Origin of the sequence: Mycobacterium lepromatosis, assembly GCF_000975265.2 — a bacterium.
Classification (GTDB): Bacteria; Actinomycetota; Actinomycetes; order Mycobacteriales; family Mycobacteriaceae; genus Mycobacterium; species Mycobacterium lepromatosis.
Map to the genome: position 1 here is coordinate 2,116,710 of NZ_CP083405.1, position 15,608 is coordinate 2,132,317.

At 57.8% G+C, this 15,608-nt stretch carries 12 protein-coding genes and 7 pseudogenes; 10 read left to right on the forward strand and 9 right to left on the reverse strand.

The genetic code is table 11. The annotated features are described in order from the left end of the window. Nucleotides 1–178: 178 nt before the first annotated feature. Nucleotides 179–513, reverse strand: a pseudogene (locus tag MLPF_RS10110) (NUDIX domain-containing protein). A gap of 53 nt (nt 514–566) precedes the next feature. Here MLPF_RS10110 and MLPF_RS10115 point away from each other — a divergent pair. Then, nucleotides 567–851: a 4a-hydroxytetrahydrobiopterin dehydratase gene (locus MLPF_RS10115; RefSeq protein ID WP_045843199.1), complete on the forward strand. Its 285-nt coding sequence runs from the start codon at nt 567–569 to the stop codon at nt 849–851. Here the strand turns inward: MLPF_RS10115 and MLPF_RS10120 are convergent. Then, a complete protein-coding gene (locus tag MLPF_RS10120) occupies nt 811–2,112 on the reverse strand; it encodes a mannosyltransferase (RefSeq protein ID WP_045843205.1) in 1,302 nt (433 codons plus the stop codon). The two genes, MLPF_RS10115 and MLPF_RS10120, sit on opposite strands and share 41 nt — an antisense overlap. Nucleotides 2,113–2,230: 118 nt before the next feature. Between MLPF_RS10120 and MLPF_RS10125 the strand changes: the two genes are divergently transcribed. Together MLPF_RS10125 and MLPF_RS10130 are read left to right on the forward strand one after the other, a co-directional pair. Continuing rightward, the gene (locus tag MLPF_RS10125) at nt 2,231–2,773 is read left to right on the forward strand and encodes a hypothetical protein (RefSeq protein WP_237817165.1); all 543 of its coding nucleotides are present in this window, start codon (nt 2,231–2,233) and stop codon (nt 2,771–2,773) included. Nucleotides 2,774–2,822: 49 nt separating this feature from the next. Continuing rightward, a complete protein-coding gene (locus MLPF_RS10130) occupies nt 2,823–3,866 on the forward strand; it encodes an Rv1157c family protein (protein ID WP_156147124.1) in 1,044 nt (347 codons plus the stop codon). 119 nt (nt 3,867–3,985) lie between these two features. On the opposite strand, the gene MLPF_RS10135 is transcribed toward MLPF_RS10130, so the two are convergent. The 4 genes and pseudogenes from MLPF_RS10135 to MLPF_RS10150 form a co-directional block, all read right to left on the reverse strand. Beyond that, nucleotides 3,986–4,093, reverse strand: coding sequence for a DUF1059 domain-containing protein (locus MLPF_RS10135; RefSeq protein ID WP_082082380.1), 108 nt, complete (start codon nt 4,091–4,093; stop codon nt 3,986–3,988). Next, a pseudogene (locus MLPF_RS10140) lies at nt 4,062–4,643 on the reverse strand (HhH-GPD-type base excision DNA repair protein). The gene MLPF_RS10135 and the pseudogene MLPF_RS10140 overlap by 32 nt, the downstream one beginning before the upstream one ends. A gap of 217 nt (nt 4,644–4,860) precedes the next feature. Next, nucleotides 4,861–5,007, reverse strand: a complete 147-nt coding sequence (locus MLPF_RS10145) for a DUF5302 domain-containing protein (protein WP_162196929.1) — start codon at nt 5,005–5,007, stop codon at nt 4,861–4,863. A 55-nt stretch (nt 5,008–5,062) separates the two neighbouring features. Next, nucleotides 5,063–5,506 (reverse strand): annotated as a pseudogene (locus tag MLPF_RS10150) (pyridoxamine 5'-phosphate oxidase family protein). Nucleotides 5,507–5,598: 92 nt separating this feature from the next. Between MLPF_RS10150 and MLPF_RS10155 the strand changes: the two are divergent. Beyond that, a pseudogene (locus MLPF_RS10155) lies at nt 5,599–6,063 on the forward strand (DUF1697 domain-containing protein); the annotation flags it as partial. Between the two features lie 294 nt (nt 6,064–6,357). Here the strand turns inward: MLPF_RS10155 and MLPF_RS10160 are convergent. Next, nucleotides 6,358–6,727: pseudogene (locus MLPF_RS10160) on the reverse strand (GntR family transcriptional regulator); the annotation flags it as partial. Nucleotides 6,728–6,766: 39 nt separating this feature from the next. Here MLPF_RS10160 and MLPF_RS10165 point away from each other — a divergent pair. Beyond that, entirely contained in the window at nt 6,767–7,480 is a 714-nt protein-coding gene (locus MLPF_RS10165; protein WP_045843207.1) for an NAD-dependent deacylase, read from the forward strand. Between the two features lie 823 nt (nt 7,481–8,303). After that, nucleotides 8,304–8,441, forward strand: coding sequence for a hypothetical protein (locus tag MLPF_RS10170; protein WP_175266300.1), 138 nt, complete (start codon nt 8,304–8,306; stop codon nt 8,439–8,441). A 1,556-nt stretch (nt 8,442–9,997) separates the two neighbouring features. Here MLPF_RS10170 and MLPF_RS17645 read toward each other — a convergent pair. Together MLPF_RS17645 and MLPF_RS10180 are read right to left on the reverse strand one after the other, a co-directional pair. After that, nucleotides 9,998–10,428, reverse strand: a pseudogene (locus tag MLPF_RS17645) (DUF4267 domain-containing protein). Nucleotides 10,429–10,489: 61 nt separating this feature from the next. Continuing rightward, nucleotides 10,490–11,375: pseudogene (locus MLPF_RS10180) on the reverse strand (DUF808 family protein). A gap of 98 nt (nt 11,376–11,473) precedes the next feature. Here MLPF_RS10180 and MLPF_RS10185 point away from each other — a divergent pair. The 4 genes from MLPF_RS10185 (at nt 11,474) to MLPF_RS10200 (ending at nt 15,441) form a co-directional block, all read left to right on the forward strand. Further along, nucleotides 11,474–11,722, forward strand: coding sequence for a hypothetical protein (locus MLPF_RS10185; protein ID WP_237817170.1), 249 nt, complete (start codon nt 11,474–11,476; stop codon nt 11,720–11,722). A 1,689-nt stretch (nt 11,723–13,411) separates the two neighbouring features. Then, nucleotides 13,412–13,987 carry an RNA-dependent RNA polymerase family protein gene (locus MLPF_RS10190; RefSeq protein WP_237817177.1) on the forward strand — a complete coding sequence of 192 codons (576 nt, stop codon included), beginning with the start codon at nt 13,412–13,414 and terminating at the stop codon, nt 13,985–13,987. Between the two features lie 507 nt (nt 13,988–14,494). Further along, nucleotides 14,495–14,668 (forward strand): hypothetical protein, encoded by a 174-nt coding sequence (locus tag MLPF_RS10195; protein WP_237817179.1) that lies wholly within the window; start codon nt 14,495–14,497, stop codon nt 14,666–14,668. A gap of 272 nt (nt 14,669–14,940) precedes the next feature. Then, the gene (locus MLPF_RS10200; RefSeq protein WP_045842637.1) at nt 14,941–15,441 is read left to right on the forward strand and encodes a hypothetical protein; all 501 of its coding nucleotides are present in this window, start codon (nt 14,941–14,943) and stop codon (nt 15,439–15,441) included. Nucleotides 15,442–15,608: the final 167 nt, after the last annotated feature.

A 15,608-nucleotide genomic window follows, 5' to 3' on the forward strand; every position in this document is an offset into this window, starting at 1 on the left:
CCATTCAGATAATCATAGGAATCATTACCAGAATACCAATCCAGGTTAAGGTTTTGGGACGTTATTGCTGTCCAATTCACGTCGGTTAGCTCCGATAGCGCTGTGCGTTAGTTAAATAGTGACTGTTGACTTTCCCGGTGCCCGCTCAAAGCACCCGAGACAAGTCGGATAGCCAACCTCAATCGGCCGGCACCCAGTCCACATCGTCCAGTTCCGCCACCATAACCCAACACAACGCGCGATAGTCCCGCAGGTACGATGGCGCCACAAGCAGAAGCACGCGATAGGCTCGTAGTGCCGTCGTGGCATTCACTGCAATGTCGTAGACATAACCAGTCGCCTACTGCGATGTCGCTGATTTCAAAGCCTAGCCTCCTCAGCCAGCTCACGAGCCAGTGCCTCGCGCCCGGTGTAGCCGACCACAACCCTGCTACCAGGCAGTTCCCAACGACCCGCCAGCTCTGGCTATCGAACCCGTTGGGCCACCAACACCGTTGCGCTGCAGACGACCATCCCGGCAACAACGATCTAGTTCGAAATGGCCAGTAGCAGCGTACAGTCGATGTATGGCTGTGCTAACTGATGAGCAAGTAGACGCGGCATTGCTCGACCTCAACGGCTGGAAGCATACCGACGGCACACTGCGCCGCTCGATCAAATTTCCAACGTTTCTCGCCGGCATCGACGCTGTGTGTCGGGTAGCCGCGCACGCCGAAACCAAAAATCATCACCCAGATATCGATATCCGTTATCGGACAGTTACTTTCACTCTAGTGACGCATTCTGCTGATGGTATCACCAAGAAAGACGTCACGATGGCACACGATATCGACCGACTCGTCGGGGACTAGCCGGCACGGGCTGTTTCCCGATGACAACAACCCAGATCAACGTCACCAGCGCCGCCACGATATAGACCAGGCCGCCCCAGGCCAGATACCACGGTCGGCCCAATTGCCAGATGGTCGGTTGGGCAAAACTGAGCAACCACGGCACGCCGATGACACTCAGCGCCAACCAGCCCCAACCCACAATCCGGGCACCGGGGCGCTCGCCCAGTGGCCCGTGAATCAGCCAGATCATCAGTGGCACCAGCCATACCCAGTGATGAGTCCAGGAAATCGGCGAAAACAGCAGCCCGAACAACTCGACCACCAGCAACTTGCCCAGCCGGTCGGGCCGATCGAGCACTCGCCAGGCAACAGCAGCCACTACAGCGGTGATGGCGATCGCAGCGAGGACCAACGGGCCCAACCCAGCATCGTAGCCCATGATCCGCGAGATGCCGCCGCGCCACGATTGATTGAACGAGGTAGCGATTGGACCAACTCGGTGCGCGTCACCCAGCAGCTCAGTGAAATAGTAGCGGGCTTGGTCACCAACGACGAGAACCGACACCGCTACGGTGGTACCAAACACAGCCGCCGACAATGCGGCTGCGCGAACACGTCGGGCGCCGAGGAAATAGACCGCTGCGATCGCCGGCGTCAACTTGATTCCGCCCGCCACGCCGACCAGCAACCCCGATAGCCAGTTACGCGTGGTGTAGACCGCCCACAGCACCACCAGCATTGGCAGCACATTGATCTGCCCGTAGTCGAAGGCGCTGCGCAAAGGCTCGATCCAGATTGCGATTGCCGTCCACAACAGCGCAACGCGGTAACCGGTATTGGCGGAAACACCCAGTAAGCGCTGGCTGATCCTAACCGCGCCATATAATGCCGCGATCGTGGCAATTTGCCACAAAAAAGCCACCAAAGCAAACGGCAACAGATGCAGCGGGTAGAAGACCACCGCTGCAAACGGCGGATAGGTAAACGGGAGCGGAAAATCCGGCGTCTGGTCAACGTACACGTAGCGGTACAGGGTGCCGGGGCGGTCGATCGTGGCCGCGCCGCCCAGGTAAACGTGCAGGTCAACGAAATTTGCACCGTTAGGTGCCAGGTAGGTCCAAGCCAGTCGCGCCGCAACACTGAAGGCCAACAGCAACGGCGCGGCAGCATTCAACCGGCTAGTCAGCCATCGGGTGCGGGGTGCCGCCGTGGCGGCTGTGGTGTTGGTGGTGGTGTCTATCTGCCCGACTCTAGCGACCGCGACAGGCACCTTTGCCATGGTCACGGCCACCACTCATCTGGGTAACGATCGAATAAATGCCACATATGTCACTTGAGTCACATACGTACCACAGTAGTTTCGGGTCCGGATCTGTCGTCAATCACCAGGGAGAGTCATGGCAACCATCTGGACCTACTTACGTGCAACCGCCATCGTTGTCGGTTCATCCGCTGCACTACTAACGGGCGGTATCGCTCACGCTGACACGGCACCTGCACCTGCACCTGCACCTGCACCTGCACCTGCACTGAACATTCCGCAACAGCTGATCAGTTCGGCGGCTAACGCGCCGCAAATTCTGCAGAACCTGGCGACGGCCCTCGGTGCCACCCCGCCGGTCACGCCGTCGGCTCCCGGAATCAGCTTTCCCGGACTGACCCCGGCCGCGGCTACCGTACCCACCTCCTCCGCGGCGACACTCCCGTCTCTTCCCGGAATCATGACACCAGCCGCAGCCAGCGCCCCAACGATTCCGAGATTGCCGGCGTCCACCCCGGGAGTCCCGCAGGCCAGGGTTGATATGCCAGCGATGCCGTTCTTGCCAGTAAGTATACCACCGCAAATTTCACTGCCAGGTGACCTGCAGGCACTCGCCTCGAGCGCATCAGCCGCAGCCGCCCCGATCGCGGCTCCGACGCTACTGTCCGCCTTGCCGTAAGCAACCGGCTAGACGGCTAAGCCCATCGTTAAAGACCATAGGACATTAAATACCGGAGGATATCGTGGCAAGCGCTTGGAATCTGCCCAAGGGTTTAGTCGCTGTCGTCACGACATCGGCTGCCGCGTTCGGGCTGTGCCAGAATGCGGCAGCCGACCCGACCAACCCCTACGGCACACCGCCGAACCTTACCCAACAACTACCGGGTCTGCCAGCGTTGGCTCAGTTGAGTCCGATAGTCCAACAAGCGGCCAGCAACCCTCAGCAGGCAACACAGCTGCTCATGGCGGCGGTGTCAGCGTTCACCCGGAATCCGATCGCGCCCAACGCGTCCAAGAACCTGGCCGCGTCGGTAAGCCAGTTCGTGCAGGAGCCGACCAATCCGAATCCCGGGGCTTCGGCCTTGGACGTACCCACTTCGGGCGCACCCGCTCCAGCGGCCACTGGGGTCACCCCGCTGGACGCCGTCCTGGTGCCTCACCTATCATCGGCAGGTGCAGAGCCCGGCGCCCAGGCACACCTGCCTACGGGTATTGATCCAGCTCACGCGGCTGGCCCAGCGACCGCTGCTACGCTGACACCAGAAAACCCCACTACCCGAACCGCTGCACCACCCACGCCGGTAGCAACACCTGCACCGATCACTCCGGCACTGTCCGGTACGGCCCCGGCTTTTGGACCCGACGCTCCACCGACGCAGGACTTCATATATCCCTCGATAAGCACCAATTGCCTCGCAGACGGCAGTAGCTCGATTGCGACAGCGCTGTCGGTGGCGGGGCCGGCGAAGATCCCACTGCCCGGTCCCGGTCCTGGTCAGGCCGCCTATGTGTTTACCGCTGTCGGAACACCTGGACCCGCTGATGTCCAGAAACTACCATTGAACGTCACCTGGGTGAACCTGACCACCGGCAAGTCCGGGAGCGCCACGCTCAAGCCACGCCCAGACATCAATCCGGAAGGGCCAACAACGTTGACCGTGATCGCCGACACCGGCTCAGGCAGCATTATGTCGACGATCTTCGGGCAGGTCACCACCAAAGAAAAGCAGTGCCAGTTCATGCCCACGATCGGCTCCACGGTGGTGCCGTAACGTTCTGAGCCGCGAACGCGCGCAAATACATGTCTCTTACGACATGCCGTTATACCGACATGCGCACTCGCGGCAACGGAGTTCGTAAGCCATGAACAAATCGCATCGCGCTCGTACTCCTAAACCGGATGCACGCTCACCAAGTGAGTCCGGGTGAGTTCGACCAGGTCATCTTCGTCCTTACCTACGATGGCTTCACCGCACAGACACGTTATGTGGGTCTTCATATTTCCGCCCTCCCTTCGCCGCCGATTTCATCTGCTTTTTATGCGATCGCGTTCGCACGAACGAACGGGCGTCGACGACGATATCGGCGACAGATATCTGCATACCGGGTTGGCCGATCCCGTCGGCAACCGTCCAGCAGCATGTCGATGCCACGCCGTACTGCTTGCTAAGCAACGTCAGAAAGATCTGAACTTTACTGTCCGCCACAACTGGGTAATCCCTTGAACCGCCGTAGTAGCTCGCTGTTATCGGGCTCATCGGCCGTCCACAATACGACCGCGTCGCCGTCGTAGCGGTCCATGATGATCTACGCGAGGACCTGGATACACTTGGCCAATGATCCCAAAAACACTGTATCGCCGGTTTTTCTGACTACAACACGGCGAACTTGTCCGGGTTCTGGTCAGCGATGTCGCGGACGTCGAAACCGCCCATCCGATCTACGATCTTCTTGGGTCCCGCGCAGGCTGGTGCCATCGGCAACGCGAAGGGGTTAGCGTCCAACAGGGCGTCGGCGGCCACATCTTGGACAAGCTGCAGTTTCGGCACTCGGATCTTTTTAGAGTCGTATGCAAAGCATCTTGGCATTAGAGGCGGACGACATCCCTGGTTCGAGATGGTTCAGTAAGCCAGTTTCAGAATGGTCTCAAGCTAGACGAATTACCCTTTTTAGAAAAACTTTTCGCTAACTCAGCTAGTACGCCAGCGACAACATGACGAAATATGCCTTCCGCCAATGACTATGACCCAACAACGAGGTAGCCGCTCATTCCCGACAATTCTCCACCAGACCATGAACCTGCAACCGCTTGCCGCCGTCCTCGTGGTCGGATCCGCTTAAATATTGCATCATCCTGCGGTCGAGGGCTTCAAGAACCTTGCGCTTGGCGTCGTCCGCGGAATCCGACGACACAGAAGATTTGGCATCCTACGGAGAATTCGATTCAACTATACGAACAGCCTAACCGCTACCGCATTCCTGGCGGCAGGACATACACGTGCAAGATCGGCAACGTAAGCAACACCCGTCGATCGGTCACCATTGCCTGCCAAGATTCGTCCCAGTCCGGACGCTCACCGGCAATGTTGCGATATAAAACAATCAATGCTTCAACCGTGTCACCATAGGGTGTGGCCGCGGACGGCGTCAGCTCCGCTGTGCCCTCCGCGACGGCATATGACCATCCGTCGTCGACATCGACCAGGATAGAAGCACATGGGTACCAACGCAGATGACGAGTCTTAGCCCCCAGCTCGGTGATCAAAACCCGCAACGCCACGTCACACGGATCGAAATGACACTACACGTGAAACTGGGGACGTCCGTCACGTTTGATGATGGTGGCCGGCATCCCGATGGAGGTCCCACTAATCACAGCCAGAAGCTTGTCATCGAAGACTTGGCGTCCCATGCCAAAAGCTTACTTCACACACGTAGCAAGCCGGCCCCGAAGCGCATAGCCGCCCGGCTTCCTAATGAAATCGCAGATCATGACCCCAGGCTGCGGCGTTCCGTCATGGTGTCAGTGTCGGCGTCTATCTGACAATGGCCGAGATGGCCACCGTGCTGAAGAACGCCGAATTTGCCAATGTGCGCACCATCTTGAACAGCGGCAACGTGCTGTTGCAGTCGTCCTTCAGCGTTGCCGCTGTGCGAAAGAAGGCCAAAGCCACCTTACGCAAGCAATTCGGTTGTCAAGCTCGAGTGTTGGTCTACGACATCGCTACCGTGTGGACGATGTTCGAGCCTGACCCTTACGAACGCAAGGTCGACGGGTATCAGTCCTACGTCACGTTCGTCGCCGACGAAGCGATGCTACATGAGCTAGCCCCCAATCGCCGACAACAACACTTGAGCCTGGACCAGCAAGTCGGCCACGGTGACAGCGTCATCTAACTGGAAATTCCCAAGGGCAGCACCCTGAACAGCATCATCGGCAAGACGATGGGCAACCCGAACTACAAGTAGTTGACCACAACTCGTAATCTGCGCACACGCGTCAACGTGTTGCGAGGTCAAGCCAGACTAGGGTACCCGTCGGCCACCGTGTGACGACACCGGGTAGGGCCTACCGACCAATCGACGGCTGGACGCAACCGTTCCTAACGGCTAATCTGGTTGGAATTACAGTTCAGCTGCTAGCGACTGCTAACGTACCTCCAGTCCGAGGAATCGCTCGTTCCAGCTGATTCCCCAATGCGCCAGGAAATTTACCTGTTGCCAGCCCAGGAAGCACGGCTGACACTGGCCTAAGTCATCGGGGTCATCGGGCATGTTAGTGAGATAGCGGATAGCGTCGAAAGTGGTCAGACCCAACACTCGGGCCACTTCGACATAGTCGCTGCCAGCAGCCGCCACCGCAGCGTTTGGCCGGAGCGAAGCGGGAAATGAACGTGACGAAACACACTCCAGATTCAACAATCGCCCGCCGACTCCAGTGCACGGTAGGCGCGGGCCACAGGGGTAGTCGCTACACTGAGTTGACCGGCCATATCGCGCATATCACCGGAAGACGGGTGCCGGGCGGCAACGTACAAGCCCGGACGACTCCACCGATCACCTGGTTTCTGATCTGATCAAATAACAGTTTGCCCGCCTTTACGTCGACCCGCAACCAATACCGCCGCTCCACCCACCCGCGGTATCTCCCAAGCCCGGCTATCTTTGTAGGATGCGAGTGGCGGTGCTTAGCGGCGCGGGGATCTCCGCGGAGAGCGACGTGCCAACATTCCGCGACGACAAGAATGGACTGTGGGCACGCTTCGATCCTTACCAGCTGTCCAGCACGCAAGGCTGGCAGAGCAACCCCGCTCGAGTCTGGGGGTGGTACTTGTGGCGCCACTACCTGGTAGCTAACGTCAAACCCAACGATGGCCACCGCGCTATCGCCGCCTGGCAGGAGCAGATCGAGGTTAGCGTCATCACCCAAAATGTTGATGATTTGCACGAGCGCGCCGGCAGCACGCCGGTGCACCATCTGCACGGCAGCCTTTTCAAATTCCATTGTGCGCGCTGCAGTGTGGCCTACACCGGTGCACTGCCCGAAATGCCCGAACCCGTACTAGAGGTAGACCCGCCGGTCTGCTACTGCGGCGGTCTGATCCGACCCGCCATCGTGTGGTTCGGTGAGCCGTTACCCGATGAGCCGTGGCGACGCGCGGTAGAGGCGACCAAAGCCACCGACGTCATGGTGGTGGTGGGGACATCCGCGATAGTTTACCCAGCGGCCGGGCTACCCGAGCTGGCGCTGTCACGCGGTGCGGTCTTAATCGAAGTTAATCCCGAACCCACACCACTAACTAAGAACGCCACGATCAGCATTCGCGAGACTGCAAGTCAGGCATTGCCAGGACTGCTGCAGCGGCTGCCCGCCCTGTTGCAGTAGGCGGGGCGCTTTCTCGGCGCCGAAGTGTAGTTTATGTGTGCGTCCTGTTGTGGGTGGGTTGCGAGGTGGTGGGTGTCGCGGTGGTTTTGGTGGGTGAGTTGTGATTGTGATCGGTGTAGTGCCGGTCTTGGTGAGTTGATCGGGCGGTGCATTTTGGGAAGTAGGTGGTGTCGGGTGTGTCGCAGCGTTGTGAGTTGATGTGATCGATTGCTAACTGTTTGGGTTGGGTGCCGTTGACTATGATGCGTGAGGTCACCAACGAGGGGCGGCTCGTGCGGTTACGGATCGCTTTGCTGGGTGTTGCACCGATTCGACGCCAACTGTGCTGGTGCACAAGCTGAATCGGGTTATTTAGCGCGCCGTGCCTAGCTATGCAGTGAGCAGCGGGCCCAGCGACTGAAAAGGCCGGCCAGCTGGCCGCGGTGGGCAGTTGCGTACGGTGGTGGAAGCGTTGCTGGCCAAAAAGTCAAAAAGTACAGTCCCGAACACATTGCTGGGGTGTTGGCCAACGACCTCTCCTGACCGGCCCGAAGATGCAGGTACCTCACGAAACGCTGTACAAGGCGTTCTTCGTGCAAGGACGCGGGAAACGACATCAGGTGTTGGCCGGCATGTGTGCACACTGGGTGGGCGTTAGGCACACTACGGGCACAGCGCACCAAAACCGGGCATCGCCATATTCTGGGTATGGTCACCATCGGTGAGCGTGCCGCCGAAGCTGCACGACCGTGCGGTGCTCTAAAACATTGGGCGGGCGATTTAATCATCGGCAAAAACCAGGCCCCCCCACATCAACGCCCTGGCCGAACACAGTATCGGGTTCGTGCAGCTGCGCCACCTGTCTAAGGGCCGCAGCACTGATGTGGTCGCTGCGGCCATGATCACCACACTCAACGCTTTACCGCAGAACCTCGGTAAAACCCCCGGCTTGGGATCAGGGCCTCAAGACGGCTGCTCATAGCCGCATCACCTGTCAAGCACAACCGATCTACTTTTTGCGACCTCACTCACCACCACAACGCGGCAGCAACGAGAACACCAGCGATCTTTTACACCACCTACTTCCCAAAATGCACCGCCCGATCAACTCACCAAGACCGGCACTACACCGATCACAATCACAACTCACCCACCAAAACACACTAACGTTGATCTCGACACAACGCAGTAGGTAGCCACCGGTGACAACTTTCAACAATTAAATAAAACGAACTTCAGACACAGAACATTAACAGAAGAACGCGTCACAAAAAATGGCTGAGATCCGGCTAAGGTAGACCCACACTGACTTCCGCTGCGCAATCGCCTCACTGATGGCGGATATTGCACGATCAAGCGCATTACTTACGCATTACTTATCAGTCGGACTCACCCAGGAAATCCCTGGCCAGGTGCATCAGATCGATACCAACACCAGCAAAGTCAGAGTTGTAGTAGGGGCCTACAGACCACCGCACTAGTGCATGACTTTCAGTGGCCCGCTAGCGAACTCTATCTACATCCATCGCGCCTGCCTACCAACCCGTCCACGGCCCGGTGAGGTGCTGCCACGCATAGGCCTAGCGACGGAGTAGACCAGATGTACGGGAACCGACTCACCGTATTCTTCCGATATAGTAATTCTACTCCGACCATGTCAAACGCATCACGGCCCACCAGTCATCGGCTGGACCGAATCATGCAACAGTACCGGAAATGATCAGAAGCTTCGCCGTAACCGAGGCTAGGCCGAGCTGGCTAATCGCGGTACGTTGGCTGCTATCACAAGGATTCGAACCAACGATCTTCGATCAGGTATTAATGCCCGGAGGGCCATAGACGGGCATTTGTGTTCGCAGCGGGATGTGGCCAAATATGCATACCAACACCAGGCCGGATAATAACGGCCTTGAGCAAGGTTAGAACACGACTGCGACCTCGTCTACCCGACACACCAACAACATTTTCGACTACCTGGATCGGTATGCCGAATTGTGTCAGAGCTGGCTCAGCTCGGCGCAGCGCGCATCGCGGTGACCCAGCAGCAACAGAGATTATGTACTGTCAAAGTTCGCCGCCGGAACCCAACCCGTCTCCCTTTTCCACTAGGGGTAACCCCTAACCAGGGGGTATCTACCGCTCGTGGCCGAAGGCCGCATAACGGTACGTCCGTGGATGGAGTCCGTCAGGGACACGGCCATGCCCTTCGTCGTCGGGCATGCCGAGGAATTCGACAGAATTGTACTTGGCATTAAATTAGATCTGCATCTTCCGTTTCTGAATGAAGACGTTTGGGCGATCCTCAACTTCAACGCGGAGGAAACTGGTGGCGGTAACCTTCGCCCGAGCCACCGGAGTCGAGCCGAACCTGGACAACTGGCCGAGCCTGCGCCGCGCCCTGCTGTTTGGTCCCCCCGCACCGAGTTGTTTTGGCTCGAAGGTCCGGACGCATTGCCCGATACGCCGGCTCGGTTCGCGTGCGAAGCTGCCGCCTTTGGTGCGATCACGTCGAACGAGCGGACTCGAGCGCTAACGGGGCTATTGGCAGCTCGTGGAAACAGCTGCCCGCCCATTCGGCGCCCAACGTGCCGGCTGCACACCTGCATCGGTATTCTGACGCACCGCGCCCCACAGCCCAACGCCGTTAAAGCCGATGAATAAGATGAATAACTTGTGAGCGCTTCATTTCGTCATGAATGCCGAAACCGCTAAGTAGGTCGGATGCGTAGGCCGCCGTCGGAAGTAAGAAACCAGTCGCGGATATTTTTGCTACACAGCGCTGCCGTGGCGAGCAACGCATCGATTAATGCGTCGCGATAATCCATGTACCGCAACAGCAGTCGCACGGTCAGTGTCGGTTCATCCGGACCACCTCAAAGGGGGTGCGTACACAGCGGGGCAACGCGAAACGAGAGGACCGAGGCAAACAAGACGCTTACCGCGATCAGCTCGGCACGGTCGATCAACATGGGCCGCAGCATAGGACGAAGACAATTGATCGGTCTAAAAAGCCTATCGGCTAGCGCTTGTCTACGGCGAACAGCAGCTTCGACGCACCAAAGATAACAACGGCATGAGTGCCACAACTACGACTTCGATAACCAGACCAAGCACTGCAGCTAGCCTGATATCGATAAGTCAGGCCAGCCCGTCACCGACGGATTCGATTGCGTGGCGAACCCGATCCCGGTCAGCTATGGCGTTTGGAGCGTGCCAACCACGCTGGTCACTGCCCACCAACAGGGTGTGGCCACCCGCCCAGAGTATCGCCACCGTCCCGACTGTCGCCAACGCAGAGAGTAAATACGGGCATCCCGGCAACCAGGCCTCGCTCGACGTGTTGCCCGATTCGTGCTGCGACCACAGCCAGACGCAGGCCAACGTTATCAACCTTAACTACGGACCGCGGACCGCGACGATGCCATACACCACCGCGGTAAGGATCGCTGCAACGATGAAAAGTATGATAAGCTGCGGCGCGAACGCCTGTTCAGCCACTTAGTTGAGTACAATCGCCATGATTTCGGCTGAAAGGACCAAGTCGATCCGAATCACGTCGACCACTATGTCGTGCTCATAGGCCGCGGCGGCGTGAGCGCCATGCCAGCGAAGGCTGTCCCAAATCTTCTCGGCGCCTCCGTAATACAGGTATGTGGCACACGAGCATCAAGACTGGGGTCAGCAGCCATGGCATGAACTGCCTGAACAGCACTGCGGCGTTCAGAACCAACAGCAGCTTGTTGCGCAGAGATCCGATCGCGACATGTTTTGTGATGGGAAACTCGCGCGCGGCGGCGATGCCGTGGACGTATTGCGGTATGGTTAATGACCACTCCCGTGGTCGGTGGCCGCCGGCCAGCCTCGCGAGAAACGCGATGTCGTCGAGGAGTCTGAAAAAGACTCGCACTAATCCCATCTCTACCATGGCCGATGCAGGGTACCGCCTCGATCATCGAGGGCGCCGACAACTGAACGGAGCGGTCGGAAATCGAAACGATAGCTACCATGGCCCTCATGGCCGAGTCGGTCCAGGCCGCGGACGGCACCACCGTAATGGACGGTAGCGAAACCGCTGTGGTATCTAGTTCCGCGGCTACCGACACCGCGGGCCTAGCGTGGTCGCGCGACGGCGACCACGACATCCAGACTGAATTGACGGCTGTCCACCAGTCATGGAACACTAGGTGGGGTAAAGTAGATGGCGCTATTCATGGCTGGCCTCGTCATAGCAGGAGCGATCGTTTTGGGTCGTTGGGCATTTAGCAAATTGACGCCGCCACACCAGGCTGCTAGTGGGCACGACCGGTGCATCTTCAACGCCGAAGATAGGAGACACGCCCAGTCCGAACTGTTCCGACGACGGTATCATCGCCCGCCATCGAATCCACACCAGATCAATACAGTAGGTAAATGCAGGCCCTCAACGACCGAGGTATCTCGTTCAGCCAATATCGACGGCACTATCTACAACAGCAAGATCAAGATGGTGTGTAGAGAAATCCAACACGAGGTGCCGGTGCAGCACGATCGCCGACGCGGTTCAGGCGAGCAATCCCGCCTTTACTGACAGAGCCAATGTTTATGTGAATATCTCCATGCACACATACCGCCAGTAAAACAACAAGCTGGTTGCGGGGTTCTGATACCGAAACTACACCAAAGAAGAATCCCGCCAGACACCTATACACCGTATTCGAAAACCCAGACAAGCAAGGACCGAGCGGTGGTGAATGCCGAATCGCAACTCTCCATGAGCTCAAAGCAGACAGTGCCATGCGTTGTCCCAGCTGGATATACAGACCAAGTTCGGCTCGGGGGCGGGTAGGTGGCTAAGACGCTGAAAAAGCAGCAGAGGGAGGTCACATTGAAGGCATGACCTCTCGGGTCTCTATGCGTTCGAGACCCTACCCTCGACTTTGCCCTGATCGTTGGTCAGGGTCGTCGTTGACGAAGGCGATAATCCTGGCGACGTCGCGGGTTGGTTTGCAAAATCCAGTGTCGCGGATATGCACTCGCCTTTCAGCGATCAGCACTCTGGTTCACTGTGCAATCCCGGTATGAGCAATTGAACGCGTATCCCGGCCACGTCCCGACCAGCTGGCCGGGCTGGCCAATCACTCGCTGCTGACTGCCTTAACCCAGATGGGTAGCTATACCGATGCGGATGTGTGTCTTGAGGTGTTTGTTGATCGACTGGGGGTAAAAGAGCTGCACGGTCGTTCTGTCGCAGCAGGACTGCGAAGCTGAGGGCAGCCTGGTGCGGTAGGTATGAGGGAAAGTGGCAAGCGGCCCTAACAAGCTGGACGTTCTAGTACCCCCGGATGGGGCGGGTCCGGCGAGCGAGACGGAAAGGTATACGGAAGAAGCCGGCGTTAACTATGCCCCTCCGATGGTGTATCGCCTCAAATCTGAGCGAATAGGGGTCGGAGACTCTGCGCACTTACTTCCCTTAGGGTCGTAGGGAATTCTTTGTAGATTTGTTCTCGCTGATGAAAAGACCGTGTTGACGTGTTGCGGGTTGTAGCCACGGCGATGTTGTATGGGCAGAATCGGGTGCCTCCTTCGTCAAGCGATCAACACGTGAACACGAGAACCACCCGGTTCCCGCCTTGATGCCACGTTCCAGCGCGGTGCTGGGACTAGGCGCGCCGTCGGCCGATCGGTTCGGAGTGAGACGGAGCCACCGCAGTAGTAGTCCGAGGTCGGGAAAGGCGGCTACTGGTCAAGGAGAACAGCGGAATCCGCAAAGGTATAAGAGACTGTCATGCTGGAAGATTGCGCCGCTGAATGGTGGTGCTCCATACGAACAGACCCTGATGGGACCCTAGCGGCAAGGATCGGAGATGCAGGCCAAGCTTTACCGGTGGGCGGCAGCCGATCCCGACCGCTGGTGCGATGATCTGTTCAATTTCGTCTCCTCCCCAGTCACCATGGTGGTGGCATTTGATCGGGGTGCAACCAACCAGAGTGGCCCGTACAGCGGGATCGGACGGGCTGACTGTGGGCCGTATCGACTCCGAGGTCAAAGTCCCGGTGTTCCTAGGCGGGCTACGCACACCGCTCAAAAGTGGGCAGTGCCAACTTCAACCAGTGCAGGATACACAAATCCCCAAACTGAGCAGGGCGGGCAAGATGCTGTTGCTGGGGATTCCCACGGTGGCCGACCATGTCGTCCTCCAGGTGACGCTAAAATTGGTGCTGGAAAGCATCTTCGAGACCGACTTCGAGCCGGTATCGTGCGGGTTTCGGCCCGCACATCACACACACGACGCCATCGCCGAGATCCATCTGCTCACCACCCAGAAATACCGATGGGTGTTAGACCACAGATACGGTGGCGGCACCGATTCATGGAAGTCGCTATGCCGTACGACCGTAGCGCAAAACGTGCCCTTAGCCGGGGGGCGAATGATCAGCCACTTCGTGCATCTATACCTGTGGGTAATGAACACCCTTACCGAGGCAGTAATGACGGTCGGCAACCGATCCGCCAGAATTCTACAAGCTACGCGCCCAACATGTAATTGATCGACTCAGTCAATCAGTCAGAGTTTGTCGAGTTATGGGTGCTTGTCTCGAGAGACTTGCAGACGCCGTAACGCGTCTCAATTATTTCATTGATCTCCGGAATAAAACTTGCGAGAGAAAGAAATCTCGCTCAGGGGCAAAGCAGTTCCCATCCTCGGCGCCCCAACCACGGCCGACACGCGGCGTAAATTACTCCCTACCGAGGTAGCGAATCATATTAGTATATAGGCATTTCTACGGAAAATTGAGCTTGTTGTCAGCGTCGCGGGCCCGTTCTACACACCCGACAACGGGGCAAAGCGGCACGCAAAGGTCGAGGCGCTAGACAGCGATCGGAATCGCAGGTTGCCGTTCAAACACACCGCCGCACCGTCCGAGGCGGCGTTTCTTATGGTTGCCCAACTAGGCGACCGGTTCGCCAGAAGGAACTGTACGAATCAACGCTTTAAAATACACTTGATCCCTTGCCGATACTCATCGCGGGGCCCAGGGTTGGCGAGGCAGTGGTTGCGATGCTCAAGGATCGGGGGCGTCGGATTCCATCTCCGTAAGACCCTTAAACAGGTCAATTTCGCTGAAACGACGGTGCGCTTTGACGACGGCACCTTCGAACCGTTCGACCTGCTCGCCGTGGTTCCACCGCACGTGCCATCGGCTGCGGCACGGTCGCTACCCGCCTAGGCGAGGTCAGTTGGATCCCCGTCGATCCGCATGTCCTGTCCACTACGGTCGACAATGTGTAGATCATCCGTGATGCGGCTATACTGACAGTGCCAAATAGTAAAACCCCTGACCAAGCGGCGGTGTTCGCCGAGGATCAAACCAGGGTTGTCGTCCACAGCATCACCCGCCATCTCGGCTAGGATGATCTTGAGCGGCTGTTCACCAGAGAGAGCACCTAATTTAAAATATGTCAAGACCGGTGATGGCCAGGCCGCGAAGGACGCAGGCAAATGCCTGAGCAGCCGGGAGCCGTCAATGAAATTGCACTCGCCGTCGGTAGGGAGTTCTACAAGAAGAAGGTTACCCAGGAACGAGCTTGGCTGGACCGCTGTAATGCGTTACGCATCGACGCAATGATCGACGACCCAGACAGCTATACCCTGATTGAACCAAAGGACTTCGACGCACCTTCGGTGTTTCATCCCAAACATCTACTGCGCGATGCTCACCGCCAAAAATCGCTAAAAGCGGAATCTGTTCGACAGTGTGTGTGTTCTGGATCGCGATGGCGACATCGTCCGCCATCTAGCGCAAACCGGTACCGGCTACCGCCACTTAACTTAGGCTTGGCTTGCTACCACACCGACATGTGGGTTGCCCATGTCAACGACCTTGAACTCGGAGTTGTCGGCATGGCGTTCAGTGCGCCATTAGCGCTGCTAGTCGCCGAGCAGCGCTCCGCCTCTAACGGCGACGTTGGTTGTCAGTATCACGTCTGCAGGACGCATTAGTGTTGGCAAATAGCCACCGTGCTCATCGAACGGGAGCTACGTGACGAAGGAACAAGCTCTTACTGTGTTGCGCTCAGTAAATGGAGCTATCTGATTCCGTAGCTTGCGGAAAGAATCGGAAATACCTTAGAAGACAACGGCATAAGGGAATTAAAGGGAACTCATAG

Bases quoted from the DNA above. Each gene is read 5' to 3' on its own strand.
- MLPF_RS10115 (WP_045843199.1), top strand. From the start codon at position 567: ATGGCTGTGCTAACTGATGAGCAAGTAGACGCGGCATTGCTCGACCTC.
- MLPF_RS10125 (WP_237817165.1), top strand. From the start codon at position 2,231: ATGGCAACCATCTGGACCTACTTACGTGCAACCGCCATCGTTGTCGGT.
- MLPF_RS10185 (WP_237817170.1), top strand. From the start codon at position 11,474: ATGGCCGAGTCGGTCCAGGCCGCGGACGGCACCACCGTAATGGACGGT.
- MLPF_RS10135 (WP_082082380.1), bottom strand. From the start codon at position 4,093: ATGAAGACCCACATAACGTGTCTGTGCGGTGAAGCCATCGTAGGTAAG.
- MLPF_RS10165 (WP_045843207.1), top strand. From the start codon at position 6,767: ATGCGAGTGGCGGTGCTTAGCGGCGCGGGGATCTCCGCGGAGAGCGAC.
- MLPF_RS10200 (WP_045842637.1), top strand. From the start codon at position 14,941: ATGCCTGAGCAGCCGGGAGCCGTCAATGAAATTGCACTCGCCGTCGGT.
- MLPF_RS10120 (WP_045843205.1), bottom strand. From the start codon at position 2,112: ATGGCAAAGGTGCCTGTCGCGGTCGCTAGAGTCGGGCAGATAGACACC.